Annotated in this window: 12 protein-coding genes; 2 read left to right on the forward strand and 10 right to left on the reverse strand. The window is 54.9% G+C overall.

What is annotated here, in order from left to right:
- Positions 1 to 239: 239 nt before the first annotated feature.
- The 4 genes from K1558_RS16810 to K1558_RS16825 are packed head-to-tail and all read right to left on the reverse strand — an operon-like array spanning position 240 to position 2,468.
- Positions 240 to 698 (reverse strand): DUF6756 family protein, encoded by a 459-nt coding sequence (locus tag K1558_RS16810; RefSeq protein WP_238652802.1) that lies wholly within the window; start codon positions 696 to 698, stop codon positions 240 to 242.
- Between the two features lies 1 nt (position 699).
- A complete protein-coding gene (locus tag K1558_RS16815) occupies positions 700 to 1,113 on the reverse strand; it encodes a hypothetical protein (protein WP_238652803.1) in 414 nt (137 codons plus the stop codon).
- Complete coding sequence (locus tag K1558_RS16820; protein WP_238652804.1) at positions 1,113 to 1,730, reverse strand: CPBP family intramembrane glutamic endopeptidase; 618 nt, start codon at positions 1,728 to 1,730, stop codon at positions 1,113 to 1,115. The genes K1558_RS16815 and K1558_RS16820 overlap by 1 nt, the downstream gene beginning before the upstream one ends.
- A 30-nt stretch (positions 1,731 to 1,760) precedes the next feature.
- Positions 1,761 to 2,468 (reverse strand): MerR family DNA-binding transcriptional regulator, encoded by a 708-nt coding sequence (locus K1558_RS16825; RefSeq protein ID WP_238652805.1) that lies wholly within the window; start codon positions 2,466 to 2,468, stop codon positions 1,761 to 1,763.
- 96 nt (positions 2,469 to 2,564) lie between these two features.
- Here K1558_RS16825 and K1558_RS16830 point away from each other — a divergent pair, with 96 nt between their 5' ends.
- Complete coding sequence (locus tag K1558_RS16830) at positions 2,565 to 3,152, forward strand: hypothetical protein (RefSeq protein WP_338019707.1); 588 nt, start codon at positions 2,565 to 2,567, stop codon at positions 3,150 to 3,152.
- Positions 3,153 to 3,262: 110 nt separating this feature from the next.
- On the opposite strand, the gene K1558_RS16835 is transcribed toward K1558_RS16830, so the two are convergent.
- The 5 genes from K1558_RS16835 to K1558_RS16855 form a co-directional block, all read right to left on the reverse strand.
- Positions 3,263 to 4,489: a glycoside hydrolase family 5 protein gene (locus K1558_RS16835; RefSeq protein WP_238652806.1), complete on the reverse strand. Its 1,227-nt coding sequence runs from the start codon at positions 4,487 to 4,489 to the stop codon at positions 3,263 to 3,265.
- 1 nt (position 4,490) lies between these two features.
- Positions 4,491 to 4,976 carry a hypothetical protein gene (locus K1558_RS16840; protein ID WP_238652807.1) on the reverse strand — a complete coding sequence of 162 codons (486 nt, stop codon included), beginning with the start codon at positions 4,974 to 4,976 and terminating at the stop codon, positions 4,491 to 4,493.
- An 89-nt stretch (positions 4,977 to 5,065) separates the two neighbouring features.
- Positions 5,066 to 7,369, reverse strand: a complete 2,304-nt coding sequence (locus tag K1558_RS16845) for a glycosyl hydrolase (protein ID WP_238652808.1) — start codon at positions 7,367 to 7,369, stop codon at positions 5,066 to 5,068.
- Between the two features lie 280 nt (positions 7,370 to 7,649).
- Complete coding sequence (locus K1558_RS16850; RefSeq protein ID WP_238652809.1) at positions 7,650 to 8,201, reverse strand: hypothetical protein; 552 nt, start codon at positions 8,199 to 8,201, stop codon at positions 7,650 to 7,652.
- Between the two features lie 121 nt (positions 8,202 to 8,322).
- A complete protein-coding gene (locus K1558_RS16855) occupies positions 8,323 to 9,483 on the reverse strand; it encodes an MFS transporter (protein ID WP_238652810.1) in 1,161 nt (386 codons plus the stop codon).
- A gap of 128 nt (positions 9,484 to 9,611) precedes the next feature.
- Between K1558_RS16855 and K1558_RS16860 the strand changes: the two genes are divergently transcribed.
- Positions 9,612 to 10,502, forward strand: coding sequence for a LysR family transcriptional regulator (locus K1558_RS16860; RefSeq protein ID WP_238652811.1), 891 nt, complete (start codon positions 9,612 to 9,614; stop codon positions 10,500 to 10,502).
- Positions 10,503 to 10,733: 231 nt separating this feature from the next.
- Here K1558_RS16860 and K1558_RS16865 read toward each other — a convergent pair whose 3' ends face one another.
- Positions 10,734 to 16,631: a tail fiber domain-containing protein gene (locus K1558_RS16865; protein WP_238652812.1), complete on the reverse strand. Its 5,898-nt coding sequence runs from the start codon at positions 16,629 to 16,631 to the stop codon at positions 10,734 to 10,736.
- Positions 16,632 to 16,651 lie beyond the last annotated feature (20 nt).

Genomic DNA, 16,651 nt, shown 5'->3' on the forward strand with positions numbered 1-16,651 from the left:
TAAAGAGCAAGGTTACGGCAAGTACCGATTGTATACGGAGGACTCCGGGATAAGGGGGTCGCACCGATTGTATGCTGTTTTCCACATACATTTGGCACCATGCGCCTTCAGTGAGTCCATTGTATGTTGTTTTCCACATACATTTGGCCCGTGCACCTTCAGTGAGCCCATTGTATGTTGTTTTTGGCATACATAATTCCCGCAATAAAAAGGGCTATCACTTTTGGGACAGCCCCTTCCTACCTCTTCCACCGTTCAATGATCAGCTGGCCGCTCAGGTGGAGCATGTCGTGGTGATCCTCGCAGAGGAGCCATTGAAGATTTTTGGAGATCAGGTAGTATACATTAAGGTGGCATAACTCCGGGATCACCTGGAGAATTGTCGTTGTCTTGCCTTCATACAGCCACAGCTTATCATAACAGTCCTCGGCAATGAACCAGATGGATTCATCCTGGATGATGTCTCGTAGTTTGCCATAGTCTTTGTCTGCGAAGCTGGCGCTATGCCGGGGTTCCTGCAGCCGGTTCCAGCCCCAGTGTAATCCCTGCGTATAATGGGTCTTCACCAGAAAACGTTCTTCGATTTCTCTCAAAATAGGCTTCCATTGATCTTTGCCGACTTCATGTAGCGCACTACGGTCCAGCTTCAGCGTCTTGATTAGCTCTTCAATTTCCGCACGGACAGATAGGGAATCCATTCTACTCCCCTACCTTGTTTTCTACGAATTTCAACCGCTGTGAATAGTAGTCCTCTGCAACCTTGTTCTCCAGTAACCCCAACGTCGTATGACCCACAAATAGAGGTATGGAAAAGCGTAAGAGCGGCATAATTCGACCTGAGGGCGTATCCCCATCTTCAATCACAAATTCCACTCCCTGTAGATTAAAATCAGAAGATTGGGGTGCCTCATAATTACTCAAGACCTGCTCCCCCCGAAAGTGTAACTTGTTGCCCTCCGCCGTCCAATGAAAGGTCTCAATCGACATCGAATCCCAGTTCATAATCTCAATCCAACCAAACCCATTGTCCTGAAAAATAATTTGTTCATCCCCCTGCGCACCAGGCCCATACATACAGTCCACCGACCAAATCCCTATCAGTTTATTATCCATTATCCCTTCTCCCCTCTCATCTGAATCACCTTATATTTGAACAACAGCGTAATCCCCAGATTCATCAGAAAATGGACAAGGATCGGGACCAGCAAATTATGCGACTGCATATACACCCACCCGAAGGCCAGACTCGGGATGGTAATGTTCAGCAGCATCAACGGCTTGCTGTAGTACTGGACATGTATTCCCACAAACAGCACCGTGGTAATTGCGATAGCGAACCAGGGGACGGGAAGGTAGAGGGTGAGTACATTTTGTATAATTCCCCTGAACAGCAGCTCCTCAAATAACGCTCCGGCGAACGTGAAGGATAGAATCACTGCGGGAGAATAGTTCTGATAGCTCTTGTTCGTCTCGTCAATATAGCTGGCAGGCGTGAGCAAGGTTAGGATGATCCCGAACAGCAGCAGGCTGATTGTTGGAAGAATAGAGTACATCACCAGTTGCAGCGGATCATCAAAAGATAACAGGTCCTGCAGCGTCAGGACATCGTAGATCACAAGGGCAAAGAGAACGGCTGCACTGATCAGGGCGAAGGCGAAAAAGACCAGTACAGCGTCTTTGGGATTAAATTGTTTTTTAGCTGGTGGCGGGGTCTCTGTAGCACGATTCATAGCATGATTTCTCTCCTTGTCTTCCAGGTTCTATTTCTGCACGGACAACAGCTTCATATAGCTCATCACTTCTGCAATTCCCTCGCATTGAAGCATTAGCCGGGTGTTCAGCTTCTCCAGCGCAACCTGGAAGGTTCGTTCAATCTCCTGATGATCCTGTGTGTCCAAAGTACTTAACAGACTCCTCATATTATCTATGTAATAGACGGTCTTCCGCAAGCTGCTGATCAAGAGGATTTTGCGTAGCTCAGCGAGAGTGAACATCCGGAAGCCATTCTCCGGGTTGCGCTCTGAACGGATCAGTCCTTCGGCCTCCCAGTGGCGGATTGCTGAAGTTCTCACGCCTGCGATGGCAGCGGCTTCTCCTATGTTCATGGGCGTTGTCCATTCCGTATTACGGGGATTTGGGATATCCGTATGTCTTATCATGGCAAGGATGTCTTCCACCCGCTTCATCTCCAGATGAATCTCATATTGCTGCCCGTTAATCAACCACAACGCCTGCTCCGTCTGCCCCTGCTTCATGCTTCTCATCACTTCATAAGCGACAGGAATATCATAGCCTTGTAATAGCACCCGGATCGTCGTAAAAGCCTGAACATGCACCTCTTCATAATAACGATGGTTGCTTGGCGTTCTGGGTACAGCGGGAATCAGATCCTGATCTTCATATCTTCTCAGGGTGGTAGTGCTGACTTGCAGCATACCCGCAACCTGGTTAGGGGTGTATCTCTCCACCTGATCAGCCCCTCCTTCAAGTGTAACCTTCAAGTGCTACGATAACATATCATAGCTGCGATTCATATTCCACACCTGCTGACCATTGCGGATGAAATGAATGTCAGCAAGTTCAGCTACTACGGCTATTCCTGGCTGGCCCTGGCCGGACTGCAACTGGCGATCCGCACGGACCGGCTGGAGAGCCTGGTGATGGGCGGTTTCCCGCCTCTGGACGGTCCTTATGCCGAGATGCTGACCGTCACCAATAATACGTACCAGATGGCTCTAATTCAACCTGCTTCCTCCGATCCCGCAGAGTCAGAGCAGGAGTCCGCTGCTCCCGAGGCGACCGATTGGGACAATATCCGGATTCAAATGGTCCCGGAGCAAACCAGGCAGTTCGTCACACTGTACGAAAGTCTGGCCGGTTTCAAGGACCGTGACATTCAGGAGCTGCTGGTGATGCCGAGGCTGGCTTTTGCCGGGGAGCAGGACAAGATTGTATACGGGGACAACTTCGGAGGTGTAACGGTAGATATTGCCGGTAAGCTTGTCGAGCATCTGCCTCTTCTGGAACAGCTGGGATGGGATGTAGCGATTCTGAAGGGCAACGGGATGGACCATACAAAAGCAATGCAGCCCGAAACCGTTCTGCCGGTGCTGAAGCCTTGGCTGATCCGAAATGTACTGCGGGAGAGCTAAGCCTTCCGCACAAACGCATCTGACGCGCAAAAAACAAGCTCCCGTGAACGCCACAGGAGCTTGCTTCATTTTACAGACACATTGTAATCCGCAGCTTCACTCCGAATAGCTTATTGCATCCCTTGCATAATGGCATTGATAATGCCTTGCTGGGTGACGGTGTTGTTGTAACGGTTGAACAGGGCGAAGCCATGCTGGCCGTTATAGCCATTGTCCCAATAGACGGGCACAGCCTTGTACTTCTTAGCAGTTGCGGTTACGGCCTTGGCATAGGCGGCGCGGTAGTTATTATTGCTGGAATCGTAGGACGTTTTGTCAATCGAACCGAACTCACCGATCACCACCGGGTAGCCTTGGGCCGTGAATTTATTGTACATGGATTGGAGCTGCGAGTTCAGGTAATCCTCCTGTCCCCAGGTGGATTTCTTGGCAGGGTTCGTCGCTGACGCTCCCCACTGCGTGATATTCCCCGATTCCTCACCGGCAAAATCCCAAGGGGAATAGTAGTGGGCGGAGATCATGATTCTTTTCTCTGAGCCGGGTATGGTGGATGATCTGTAATTGTCGGTTGGGAGTACGAACCCGTAATTGCCGGCCGTATAGTCGATATTCGTATTCCAGCCCGGAATCAGCAGCCATCTGGCGCTATTGTTGCCGCCTGTCTGTCTGACCGTGTCCACGAAGATCTGATTGTAAGCATTCAGGTTGGCGTAATACGCCGGATTCGGATTGTTATAGTTGCCGTCAAACACCTCGTTCATCGACTCCAGAATCAGCCGCTCCCCATAATTAGCGAACTTATTCGCAATCTGCTGCCATACCTTCTGGTACTTCTGCTTAATGGCCGTCTGGTTGCCGCTGTTGACCAGGAGCCAGCTGCCCTGAACGGAATTGAAGCCGTCCCCGTGAATATTAATGACCACATACAAGCCTTCATTGTAGGCGTAATCCGCGACTGCCTTCACACGGTCCAGCCAAGCCGGGTTGATCGTATAATTGGGGGCGCTGCCGATATAATTCAGGTAGGAGACCGGGATACGGATGGTTTTGAAGCCTGCGGCTTTGACCTTTTGGATCAACTGCGGCGTAATGGTTGGGTTGTTCCACGCGGTCTCGCTGGGTATTCCGTTCACTGAAGCTTCGAGCGAGTTGCCCAGATTCCATCCGGCTCCCATCTCGCTGACAATCTGCCCAGCCTGCAACGCTCTGAAGTCCGAAGTCAGCGCAGCTGACGCCTCTTCCGCAGACACGCGTGAACCTAAGCTGCCGAGCAGGGTGGAAGCCAGTAATACTAGAGCTACGCTGTAGGCTGCGTACTTTTTGATTTTGGATAACATGTTAGAACCTCCGTCCCTTAAATTGAATGCTAACGATCAGACAAGACACAAGCACCGCTACAGAAATCCCGAACATCAAAATGTATCCATTATAAAACAGAGTATTGGTATATTGGTTAATCCAGCCGAAACGAAATACTACGGAATCCTGATCATTTGTGAAGCCGTTTAAGTTTTGTTCTAATGCACGGATTGTATTTAGTTCGCCAATTATCGTAAGCACTAAAATGAGCGTTGCAAGAGCTGGAATGACTATCGCCGTGAGTGCCTGTGGCAGCTTTCTTAGATATTCAACAGATTTTAAAACCAAGTGTATGAGGAATACGGCAAGCAATACCAGGCTAAGGATTAAAATTAATATTCCGGGATTCCCGTTACCGGATGTCCCTTTTCCAACTCTATACTTAATAGTGGTAATATCGACTGCAAAAATACAGAGTACATTTAACGCCAGCAGTATTATTGTTGACCTATACCTTCTAATCATAAGAGCACCTCCGGTATAATGTATTCCCCGCTAAATACATAATTTTATTACCTGGCGGAGAATGGGTCAACAACTGCGTTGGAGGGCGTTTAAGGCTCAATCCCCCACACCAGCTGCCCGTTCACATATGCTGTAACCTGCTCGTGATCGGCGAACTGGGTATTGGTGGCGCTATAGGAGTAGTCGTTGGCCTGATTGTAGTTAGACCAGTTTTGCTTGGAGAAGCGGATCTGCAGCTCAGCGCTCTGGCCGGGGTTCAGAGTTCCTGCCGCACTGCTAAAGCCAATCTCCAGCACATAATCGGCACCGGCAGCCGGGGTGTCCAGCTTCACGAAGGTTCCGGTTACATTTGCGCCTCCGATGCTGGCCCAGTCGGTCCAGAAGCTCTGCTGCTGCTCGCCATCGATAGTGTAGTAATACCGGAGCTTTACATCGCTGAGCTGGACCGGTGAATTACCTGTGTTGATTACTTTAAATTTTGGAGCGATGCCGTTGGTCGAGGCGCTGGAGCTGCCGTTGTACGCCTGGATGGTCAGCTCTCCTGACGGTGCGGGAATACTGCTGTCGGTAACATTAATAGTGAGAACCGCATTACTCCCTCCGCTGAATTGAAAAGTGATCTTCTGCTGACCCGGCGTCAGCGTAGCAAGATAAGCTTGTGACAAGACCACAGTACTGCCGGTTACTGTGTAATCCTGGCCGGACTGAAGTGTGTACGCTCCATTCTTCAGGCCTGTCAGCTGATGCCCGTTCAGGGTTAGGGCTACGGCAATATCCTGGGCAGGAGTCTCCCCTAAGTCAAAATCAGCGTTCACAGGTGATATCACCGCACTTGGATTCGGCTGGTTCCCGTTCAGATCCGGCAGCTCGTCCAGCGTAATGACGTAATCGCTCTGGTACAAGGCGGTCAGCGTAGCCGGATAATTGAAGGCCGTACTCATCAGATGTTCACCGTACCACGGCAGGAAGTAGAGCCAGCCCGCCCGCTCCTCGGTCAGATTCTGCACGCTTGGCACGGTGTCGTTCTCGGTCATGGCGACCATCTTCTTGCCCCCGGTTAAATCTACCAGCTGATAGAATGTCGAGGTGATAGCATCCTCATTCGGCACTCCTGACAAGCCGTCATAGCGGTTGTAGATGGTATTGTATTTGTCGTAGCCGACAATATCCACCTGATCGTCACCCGGATACCAGGCGGGAGAAGTGCTGTACACGTAGCTGTTGTAGGTCCAGATCAGGTTATGCAGGCCATAGGTCTCCGTAAGCTCCGTATAGAGCTGATTCCAGAGCTGCTTGTACACCTCTGCACCTGCCGAGGCCCACCAGAACCACGCGCCTTCCCCATTTAATCCCCCGTTGCCCTCGGCCTCATGGTAAGGCCGGAAGATTACGGGCACGTTGTTGTCCTGCAAAATTTGCAATTGCTCTGCCAGATCCTGGGTCGCCAGTTGCAGATACTGGTACTCTTTGGTTCCCGGAATGACCGCATTTGCAGTATTGAAGTTGGTTTCAGTCGGCTTGTAGGTGGCTTCCTTCCAGTCCACAAATTCCCCGAGCTGATAGCTCGTGAAATCGCGCGGAACCGTAAGATGCCAGCTATTGGTTGCAATGCCGCCCTTATTGTTAACCCAGTCGATCATGCGGGCCGTAGTGCCATCCTCCCAGCCATAGAGCGGGTTGTAGTTCATGAGGTCGAACCCGCGGACTGCCGGATATTTGCCGGTCAGGTTATGAATCCAGTCGAACTCCAGCTCGGAATTACCGTCATTGCCCCCGCCGTAGATCTCCTGCTGCCCCGAGAGGATATGCTTGCCGTACACCTGGGTCAGATAAGTCATCAGTTGCTGGGTTTCCGGCGTAGCCTGGGCATCAGAGAGAACAGGCTGCACAATGAGCGGATCAAGCTGGGCATGATCTACCGTGAAGGCGTCGAAGTATGCGAAGCCCCAGCCCGCCTTCAACTGGATCGTGTTGCTGCCCTGAGTCAGCTTGTGATAGCCGAAGCTGTAATCCGACCAAGAGGTCGTATAAGGCAACATGAAATTGCCTTTGTTCACCCCATTTACGCTTAAGCTCTGCTGTCTGCCTTCTGTGCTAAGCTCCTGCATATAACGGGTGGAGATCGTGTACATGCCGGTTTCCGGGACGGTTACGTTAAAGGTAATCGTGCCGGAATTCTGCATCCAGACAAAACCGCTTCCCGAATACCCCGGCTTCGGCGTTCCGTAAATCTGGGTGACGACTTGAAGATCGGGGGTTAGCTGGGCATCCTCGCCTTCGATGGTGAACAGTGCCGGGTCAGCGTGGGCGGCAGGCGGTGGTGCTGCCAAGCCCCCAAACAGCAGCGTACACGCAAGCAGCATGGTTCCTGTTCTTTTGAGCCATTTCTTCATTTTCTTCCTTCCTCCCCATGAACAAAATGGTAAAACCTTGGTTAACCTATCAGATCATGGATGCGCTTTCATAGCAAAGATAGCATGAATGGCATATTTTGTAAATATATAGTTTGGTATGGGATTTCGTAAGGGATGAGATAAAGAGAAAGGTTCAGGTAATTAAGGCGGGGGCTAAGCAGCTTAGGTGGAAATCATAATCGGTGGGCTATGATTCGGCTGAAATAAGCCCCTGCGGTCATCGCAGGGGCTTGTCCATCTCAGGCGTGTCGCTAACCTCTCACGGGGCAAAAACCTCCGGGTTATCGCTGGTCCAGGCGCCGATGCAGCCGATCAGGCAGGCTGTGCAGCTTTTAAGCACCCGCCCGTTCGGGCTGTCCTCATACTCTAAAACGATATTGATGCCCTGCTCCCGCCAAGCAAGAATCCGGCCGGAGAAGCCGGGCCATTCGCATTCCTCATCCATCGCGGGCTGGCCGTAGGCCGCTATCGCCTGCACCGGAGAGTTGCTCATGGCAAGGCCCCCGGGAAGCAGCCCGGGATATGGAGTCTTGGTCCGGTCATCTGCTCCCGGCGCAAGGAATTGAACAGAACCGATGATCCAATCGGGATTCGTATACTGGAGTCCGGTCAGCTCGTTCAGCTTCGTTGCACGGTACACATCGATGCGGATGGATGATTTCAAGGTCCATATGATATCGTCGTTAAAATAGCTTTTGGGCGCGGGCACTCTCCTGGCACCGTAAGGCTTCAGCAAGTCCTGGATAAGCTTGGGATCATACGTCTGGCCCAGCATATTCACCAGTTGATCGGAGGGTTCATTCGTGGTCATGCCTTTCCTCTCCCCTTCACTTGTTCTTCTGTAATCCGCTCTAATTATAGCAAAAGCGCACTATTCTAAGCTAGATTAGAGCCATACCATGAGGATAGAACAAGCTGTCAGAATAAGCGCCTTATTCTCCGGAAACTGCGGGGCGGCGGGAGCTTCTGCCAATCATGAGCTGCACCGCGATCATCAGCACAGTGACTACAGCCATACCGGTCAGGGCCAGCCGGAATGAACCCGTGGCATCCAGGATGCGGCCCACGGCGAGCGGACCCAGGGCACCGAGAATGTAGCCCCCTCCCTGGCTAAGAGAGGACCAGGCGCTGACCTCTTCAGGCCGCTGTGTCAGAAGCAGCGGCAGCATGAGCGCCAGCGGGAACAAGCCTCCGGCACCGATCCCAAGCAGGACAGCACTCAGGAACGGCGAAGCTGAGCCGAGAAGCAGCAGTAGTCCGCTAAGCTCAAACAGGCTGCATAACACCAGCCATAAGGTACGCCGCTGGAATCGGGCTACCAGGACAGGCACAAGAATACTTACCGGAACCTGAATCAGGGTGAAGAGTGTGAGCAGGTTGCCCGCATCATGGCGGCTGTAGCCCATGGACATGGCTATCGGCGCCAGCCATGCTGTCAGCGAATAAAAGATACTCGCCATCAGGCCAAAGAACACGGTCAGCAGCCAGGCCCGCTTGTTCGTCAAAGGCAGTTTGGCGTGCACAAGCTGAGCCTCCGGCTGTACAGACTTCGCTGCAATTCTCCACCAGGCAGGGAGAGCTGCCAGGGAGAGTACCGCCCATACGGCCAACGATAGCTGCCAGGAGCTGTCCAGCCAAGTGAACAAGGGGACTGACAGCCCTGCGGCCAGGGATGCTCCCACCACCAGTGCGGCAGAATATACACTAACCATCGCCGAGCGGCCGGGAAAATAACGTTTGATGAAGCCTGACAGCAGCGGACCCGCGATTCCAATTCCTACACCTGCGGCAAGCGCCGTGAGAATAAGTCCATAAGCCGAGGATAACACTCCCCGTGCGGCAGTAGCCGCACCGATGAGCACCATCGATGCAAAGATTGTACGCTCCATCCCGAAGCGGCGGCTGATGCTTACAGCAACCGGTGCGAATAGACCCATACACAGAACCGGCAGCGTAGTCAGCAGACTGGCTTGCAGGCTGCTCATGTCCAGGTCTCCCTGAATATTGCTTAGCAGCGGGGAGACCGAGGTTATAACCGGACGCATATTCAGTGAGGCCGTCAGTAAGGCCATAAATAATAATAGAAAAGGCATCTCTATCACTCCACTCTCTCTCTTGATGTAAGGCGAGTATAAATCCATATCTTACATTGATCAATACTATTGTTTCTATTATCATAATAGCTATAGACTATGATAAATAATCGAACGGAGTGATTCCATTGGAAACCCGTCAGCTTCATTATTTTCTGGCTGTCTGTCAGGAGCTGCATTTCACACGGGCCGCCGAGAAGCTGGGCATCAGCCAGCCCACATTAAGCCAGCAAATCAAGGTACTGGAAGGCGAGCTGGGTCTGCCCCTCTTCGACCGGATCGGCAAGAGAATTGCACTGACCGAGGCTGGTACTCTCCTGAAGGATTATGCAGACCGGATGATTCAGAATGAACACAGTGCCAAGGCCGCCATGGAAGAGCTGCGTTATGATCACCGCGGGACGATCCGGCTTGGGCTGCTGCCATCCGACCTTGATTACCAGTTAACCCCTCTTTTGGTGAAGTTCCACGAGGATTATCCGAACATCCGGCTTCAGGTATTCGCCTCGACAGTTATCCAGCAGGAAGTGCTGGATAACAAGCTGGACATCGGAATCTGCCTTAAGGGCCCGCGTGACGGTCTGCTGACGCAGACCGATCTGGGCTGGGAGCCGTATCAGCTCATTGTCCGCGAGGATCATCCTTACGCTTCCCGGGGCCACATCGAGCTGTCCGAGCTTCAGCACATCCAGCTTGTGATGTACCCCAGAACCTTTATCGGCAGAGAGCTGGTGGAGAGTACTTGCCGGGAAGCCGGCTTCGGGCTGGAACCGATCATGGAGACCGGATCAGCCACCTCGCTGATTCAGCTGGTCAAGGCAGGGATTGGCGGCACCGTGCAGCCCGCAAGCCTCCTGAACGGAATGAAGTACAGCGGACTCCGCTCCATTCCTATTCTGAATTCTCCGCCAGTCCGCAAGCTCAGCCTAATCTACCGTGCAGACCGTTACATCAGTAAGGCTACCCGCACCTTCATCAACGACCTGAGCCAGTTCTGGATCAGGCATCTTGAAGTTTAAGCTCACTGGTGTGTTTTTATTCTAAGAGAGCGGGAACTCAGCCTTGGTCATCCCCTGGCATACGAAGCTGCTGTCCCAGATTATGTATGCGAAAAACAGCATACATTTGCGAACGCGAAGAGTAATATCATCGATGGAAACAACGTTCTGTTGCTATTCCCGCATTAAAAAGGGGCTGTCACTTTGGGGACAGCCCCTGTCTTACCCTTAGATTCTGACTGTTGCTTGCAATTAAGCTCCCGCCAGTGCGGCCACTTGAACCTGCAGCTCGTTCATCTGCTTGCGCAGCTCCCGGGCTTCCTTCTGCTGCTTCTGGACCACTGTTGTCAGCACAGCGATAATATCCATCAGCATTACCGACTTGTGGTCGCCTGTCGAGAAGATCTCCGGCACGTCCTCGGCAATGAAGCCGATGTTGTGCTTCTTGGCATTCTCCGCCTTGTAGCTGAAGGTAACGGGCTTCAGCTTGTTCAGCAGCTCCACCGCCTTCTTGACCGGCAGGCTGGCGACATTCTCCTTGAAGCTTCTGGAGGAGGTCTGTGCGAAGTTGGCCGCCCGCAGATTGCCGCCGACATCCAGCTTGTAATCATCTGCCGGGGCTCTGCCGATCCCCACATTGCCGCCGGAATCCACCGTCAGTGCACCGGCTGTCTGTACCAGCCCGTCATAGACGGTATCCTGGAGGACCAGGTTCAGCATCTGGTCCTCTGTTCCCGCCTGCCATACACCTGTGGCGGCATCCCAAGCCATCCGGGCCTTCTTCTCCTTGCCCCGGGTAACCTCGATTCCCTCGCTGACGGTCAGGCTGCCGCTGATCTCGGCGTCCTTAGCGGTAAATGTACCGCTAACCGTGGCATCCTTGGCGGTCAGCGAAGCACTGACAGCGGCCTCCGTAACGGTCAATGTACCGGATACTGCGGCGTTGCCCTTCACATCCAGCTTGGCAGCTGGTGCAGCAGTGCCAATCCCCACGTTCCCGGAGGCAACCTTCAGCACTCCGCTCAGGTCGGTAAGCTCCTGGTGCGTGTGATCGCTGTAGGCAAGCTGCTTCAGGCTGCCGGCCAGCCCCAGCTGCCATTCGGCCAGCGTCTCATTCCAGACAATCTGTGCCTTCGCGCCTGCGGCTCTGGCCACACCAAGCCCTTGGCTGACGGTCAGGCTGCCGCTGATCTCAGCATCCTTAGCGCTTATTGTACCGCTAATGGTGGCATCCTTGGCGGTCAGCGAAGCACTGACAGCAGCCTCCGTAACGGTCAATGTACCGGATACTGCGGCATTGCCCTTCACATCCAGCTTCGCAGCTGGCGCTGCGGTGCCAATTCCCACATTCCCGGAAGCAATCTTCAGTGCGCCGCTAAGCTCCGACAGCTCTTGATGCGTATGATCGCTGTAGGCAAGCTGCTTCAGGCTGCCGGCAACACCGGCGGTCCAGGCATTCAGGGATTCGTCCCAGATCAGCCGGGCCTGCGGATCTGCCGCCCGGTCCACGTCTATACCCCGGCTAAGCGTGAGTGTGCCGGTGATTTCGGCATCCTTGGCGGTAAGCGTGCTGCTGACAGCGGCATCTGTTGCCGTTAATGCTCCGCTGACAGCTATGTCCGCTGCCGTCAATACACCGCTGACAGTGGTGTTAATGGCGGTCAATTCGCCGTTTACCGCTGCATTCATGGCTGTCAGTGCGCCGCTGATGGCAGCGTCCTTAAGCTTGGCTGTACCGCTCAGCTCGACAGCTCCGGCGGTTAACGTACCGCTGATTCTGGCTTCTGCGGCAGCTAATGATGCGGCGGCCACAATGTCCTCCGCAGCGAGACTTCCGGATACTGCGGCATCCCCATGCACATCCAGCTTGGCAGACGGCGTATCCGTACCGATTCCGATGTTGCCGTCCACAGCCGTCAAGGCGCCTGAGAGGGCCGCAAATTCAGGATGGGTATGGCCTTTGAATTCAATGGTCTTCAGTTTATCCGCAACGCCAGCCAGCCATTCACCGGCGGCTTCATCCCACAGCAGCTGGGAAGGAAGAGCGGTTCCGCCGCGGAAGACCTCCAGCCCGGCGTTTTTGACAATGGGGGTAGTCTGAGGTGTGTATTTGTTGACTCTGATAATATTGTCCTCAACCTCAAGGGTAGCCGCGTTGATGGTCACGGTATCCCCGTTCACGGTCAGATTGCCTTCCACCGTCAGATCCTTGGTTATAACAGCGTTCCCGGCGCTAAGCTTACCGGCTACTTTCAGATCTTTGGATATCTCGGCATTTTCGGCTTTAAGCCGACCCCGGACCGTCGTATCCCCCTGAACATCCAGCTTGGCTTCCGGATTGAACATACCGATCCCGACATTCCCGGTGCGGGCTACACCGAAGGCCGTGTCTCCGCCGGCCACCTTGACATCCAGCAGTGCAAGCGGAGCCGTAGTGCCGATCCCGACATTGCCCTGGTCATCCGAATAGACAGCCACGGTATTGCCAAGCGAATTGAACAGCTTGTTCTGCCCGCCCTTGCCCGTGCCGAATTCGGAGAAGGTCTTCCCGTCCCCGTAGAACCAGGCGTTCTGCTCCTGGTTCCAGTAGATCCGCGCATTCGGCTGTACCTTCCCGCTGCTGTCCAGACCGCGCGGAGCTTCGAAGCCCCCGGCCACCACGCTGCCGGCTACCATGGCATCCTTGCTGATGACCGCATTGTCCGCATTGATGCCCTTGGCAAACGAAGCAGTGCCTTCAAACAGAGCATCCGTACGGGCGGTCAGCTTGCCTGAGAAGGTAGCGGCCCCGGATACCTCTGTCTCGGTGCGGAAAAGCGCCTTGCCGGCCACATCCAGAACCTCGGTGGGGTTATCCGTACCCACCCCCATCCGGCCGCTGCGGGTCAGGCTGAGTACCGTCCGTCCGGCGGTGCCCAGCTTCCAGCGGTCCTTCGCCCACTTGATCTGAGCGCTGGTCTCCGTGCCTTGCGGCACCTCCAGGCCGTCACCGACGGTCAGCGTTCCCGTAAGGACCGCACTGGCTGCAGTCAGAGCGCCCTTGAGCGCTGCGCCCGCCGCCCTCACGCTGCCAGCGGCCTCAACATTACCGGCGGAATCCACCACCAGCGCAACGCTGTCGGCAGGTGTGCCCAGCTGCCACTGGCCCTTGGCCTCATCCCAGGCAAGCTTGGCCGAAGGCTGGTCCGTACCGCGGAAGATCTCCAGCCCGCCGCCGGACAGCGACTTGACTGCCCCCGCTTCCTTGTTGACGGTCACCCACGGGCTGCCGAGCTCAAGCTCATCGGTGGCGATGCTGGCAGAAGCGCCCCGGACTTCAAGGTCGCCGGCTACCGTTAGACGGTGGCCTACGGTCAAGTCGTGATGGACATCCACGTCGCCCTCCGCACTGGCGCTAAGCGCCAGAACATCGCTCTGCGGATTGTACAGCCGGCTATGGATGTGCAGAGAATCCGCGCTTGCCATCTGGGTCAGCTTGTCCCACGAGCTGCCGCTGGCCACATTCTCCAGCGCACTGCCGATACCGATCTTCCATTTCCGCTCGCTCTCATTCCAGACCATCCGGGCGGGAGGCTGGGAATCTCCCCGGTACACCTCAAGGCCGCTCTCTGCGGCAGGCGGCGTGTCGCCTTCATACTTGTTGATCTCAATCACGTTATTGGTGACTACGAGGTCTTCCCGCTTCACTGTGGTGGTCGTGCCCTTGACGATCAGGTTGCCGTCCACCCGCACCAGGCCCTGAACCGCCAGGCCGCCGCTGATGTCCGCCCCGTTGTTGACAGACAGCGTACCCTGCACCTCGGCATCATTGATAATCTCGATATCACTGTCAGCATTCACCCGGATCGCAGTGCTGCCTCCGCTGTCACTCAGCGAGTTGTGCCGGTGCAGGCCATCCGCATCCGAGCTGACCCCGCCGGTTAAGGCATCCCAATTGCTGCCGTATGCAATGCTGGACAGCTCGTTCCCCAGCCCCAGCTTCCAGCGCCCGTCCGTCTCATCCCAGACCAGCTTGGCGCTCGGATTCTGCTTGCCCCGGTAGACCTCGATGCTGCTCTGCTTCAGGGTGGAGCTGTTGCCTTCGAATTTGTTCAGCTCGATCCGGTTGCTGACCACCACCAGATCCTCCTTCTTCACGAAGGTGGTGGTGCCTTTTACGGTCAGGTTGCCTTCGACGGTCGCCGAGCCGCCAACATTCAGATCGCTCTTAAGCGAAGAAGTCCCCTTGGCCGTCAGTGTTCCGCCGACCTCCATATTTCCGGTGGCGGTCAGCTGTCCTTGACTATCCGCCGAGAGAATCGTTCCGCCTGATGGTGTTGTCAGTCTGCTGTGCTTATGCGAGGTGTCGGAGACCGCACCGTTCGTCAGCGAATCCCACTTGGTGCCGTATGGAATGTCGGACATGCTGCCTTCCAGCCCGATTCTCCATTTGCGGTCCGTCTCATTCCATTCGATCTGCGCCTTCGGCTGCGGGCTGCCCCGGTAGACCGCAAGTCCCCCCTTACTGCCCAGCGGGGTCTGGTTCTCCGCCTTGTTCACCGTCAGGAAGCTGCCTTCCACCTCCTGCTCGACCTTGCGGATGACCACCTCTTCCTCCCTGACAATCAGCTTGTTCACCGTCAGGGTCTCGCCAACCAGCAGATCATGGGGAACATTCACATTGCCGTCCGCCCCGATCTCCAGGGCCAGCAGGCTCTTGTCCTCATTGTGGAACTGCCTGTGGGTATGCAGGGCATCGGCATTGCTGCTCCCGCCGGTCAGCTCCTCCCACTGCTTCCCGTCCGGGATATCAGTCATATCCCCGTTTGCTGTGCCGGTCTGCCAGGATTTAGTCGCTTCGTTCCAGGCGATTTTGGCATTATGCAGGGTGGCCCCCCGGAAGACCTCAAGCCCGTCACTCCTGGATAACAGCGTGCCGGTGACGCTCATTCCCCGGTCCGCCAGGACCGTACCGTTCTCGTCGGTACGCAGGACCGGCGTGCCGTCCGCCGCCTTCAGCTGGCTGTGGCTATGAAGGCTGTCCGCATTCGCCCCGTGATGCAGCTGCTCCCAATCCGCCCCGTAAGCCACCTTGAACATCCCGCTGGACACGTCATCCTGCTGAACATCGGTTCCGATCATCCAGCCCTTTGTATTCTCGTCCCACTCCAGCTTGGCTGCAGGCTTATCCTTACGCATCAGCTCAAGACCTATCCGGTCCTCCTCCCGGGCATTCTGATTCAGGGTGACCTTGCTTCCGCCGACAATCACCTGAGGAACATCCAGCACCGCCATGCCTCCGCTGACTTCCATTCCATTCTTAGCGGAGAGCGTGCCTTCAACGGTGGCCGCTCCGGCCAGCTCCAGATTTCCGTCTTCGTTAACCTTGAACACCTTCTCACTGCCCGAGGTAACCGCCAGACCCCCGTTAACCTCCACAGCACCGAAGGTACTAATGGCGCCCGCTTTGATATTTCCGGTGAACTCCGTCAGGGCAGCGTGCACATTCAGCCGGTTCCCTTCTTCGCCGTCAATCTCCTTAGAATTGCTAAGATACGGAGTATCCGCTTCTTCCTTCGAGCCGATCAGAACCTGATCCGCCTTCAGCTTCGTACCGCCTACCGCCCGGGTGACCAGCTTCGTCCCGTCCACATCGGTCTCGGAGATCTGAGCCACGCTCAGGATCCCCTCCGGGGTGTGATTCAGATTCACCCGGGCCAGCAGGATATTCCTGCGCACATCCTCCGGCTTCCGGGAGCTGACCTGAATGTCCGCCTGCTCCAGCAGATGAATCGGCTGGCCGCCCCCTTTGATTAAATCGGGATCCGCCGTCTCTTCGTTATAGCAGATGGAGATGTAGATCTGGTCCGAGGTGCTGAATCCCGAGAGGTCAATCACCCGGCCCGGATGCGTGTCGCTGACCAGAATCTCCTGGCTGATCTCCTCATTGTTCTCCGGGTCGGTGACACGGTTGAGTGCGAAGCCCGGAGCAATCTCAACCGTGATCAGGTCCCTCTTGGTTACCTGAAGGCCATCTACGATCCCCCAGTCATGAAAATAACGGTTGTGCAGCTGCCGCACCCGCTTATGGTAGTCCTGATCCAGTGTCAGATCCTCTTCCTTCAGCAGCAGCCCGTTGAAATAATTCATCCGTTTCATATCCTTTGGCACAATCCCACTCCTCCCGGCTT

This window comes from Paenibacillus piscarius (genome assembly GCF_022234545.1).
Taxonomy (GTDB): Bacteria; Bacillota; Bacilli; order Paenibacillales; family Paenibacillaceae; genus Paenibacillus_AQ; species Paenibacillus_AQ piscarius.

Excerpts from the sequence above, each read along its gene's own strand:
- K1558_RS16810 (WP_238652802.1), bottom strand. The coding sequence starts at position 698 with ATGGATTCCCTATCTGTCCGTGCGGAAATTGAAGAGCTAATCAAGACG.
- K1558_RS16815 (WP_238652803.1), bottom strand. The coding sequence starts at position 1,113 with ATGGATAATAAACTGATAGGGATTTGGTCGGTGGACTGTATGTATGGG.
- K1558_RS16820 (WP_238652804.1), bottom strand. The coding sequence starts at position 1,730 with ATGAATCGTGCTACAGAGACCCCGCCACCAGCTAAAAAACAATTTAAT.
- K1558_RS16830 (WP_338019707.1), top strand. The coding sequence starts at position 2,565 with ATGAATGTCAGCAAGTTCAGCTACTACGGCTATTCCTGGCTGGCCCTG.
- K1558_RS16835 (WP_238652806.1), bottom strand. The coding sequence starts at position 4,489 with ATGTTATCCAAAATCAAAAAGTACGCAGCCTACAGCGTAGCTCTAGTA.
- K1558_RS16840 (WP_238652807.1), bottom strand. The coding sequence starts at position 4,976 with ATGATTAGAAGGTATAGGTCAACAATAATACTGCTGGCGTTAAATGTA.
- K1558_RS16845 (WP_238652808.1), bottom strand. The coding sequence starts at position 7,369 with ATGAAGAAATGGCTCAAAAGAACAGGAACCATGCTGCTTGCGTGTACG.
- K1558_RS16850 (WP_238652809.1), bottom strand. The coding sequence starts at position 8,201 with ATGACCACGAATGAACCCTCCGATCAACTGGTGAATATGCTGGGCCAG.
- K1558_RS16855 (WP_238652810.1), bottom strand. The coding sequence starts at position 9,483 with ATGCCTTTTCTATTATTATTTATGGCCTTACTGACGGCCTCACTGAAT.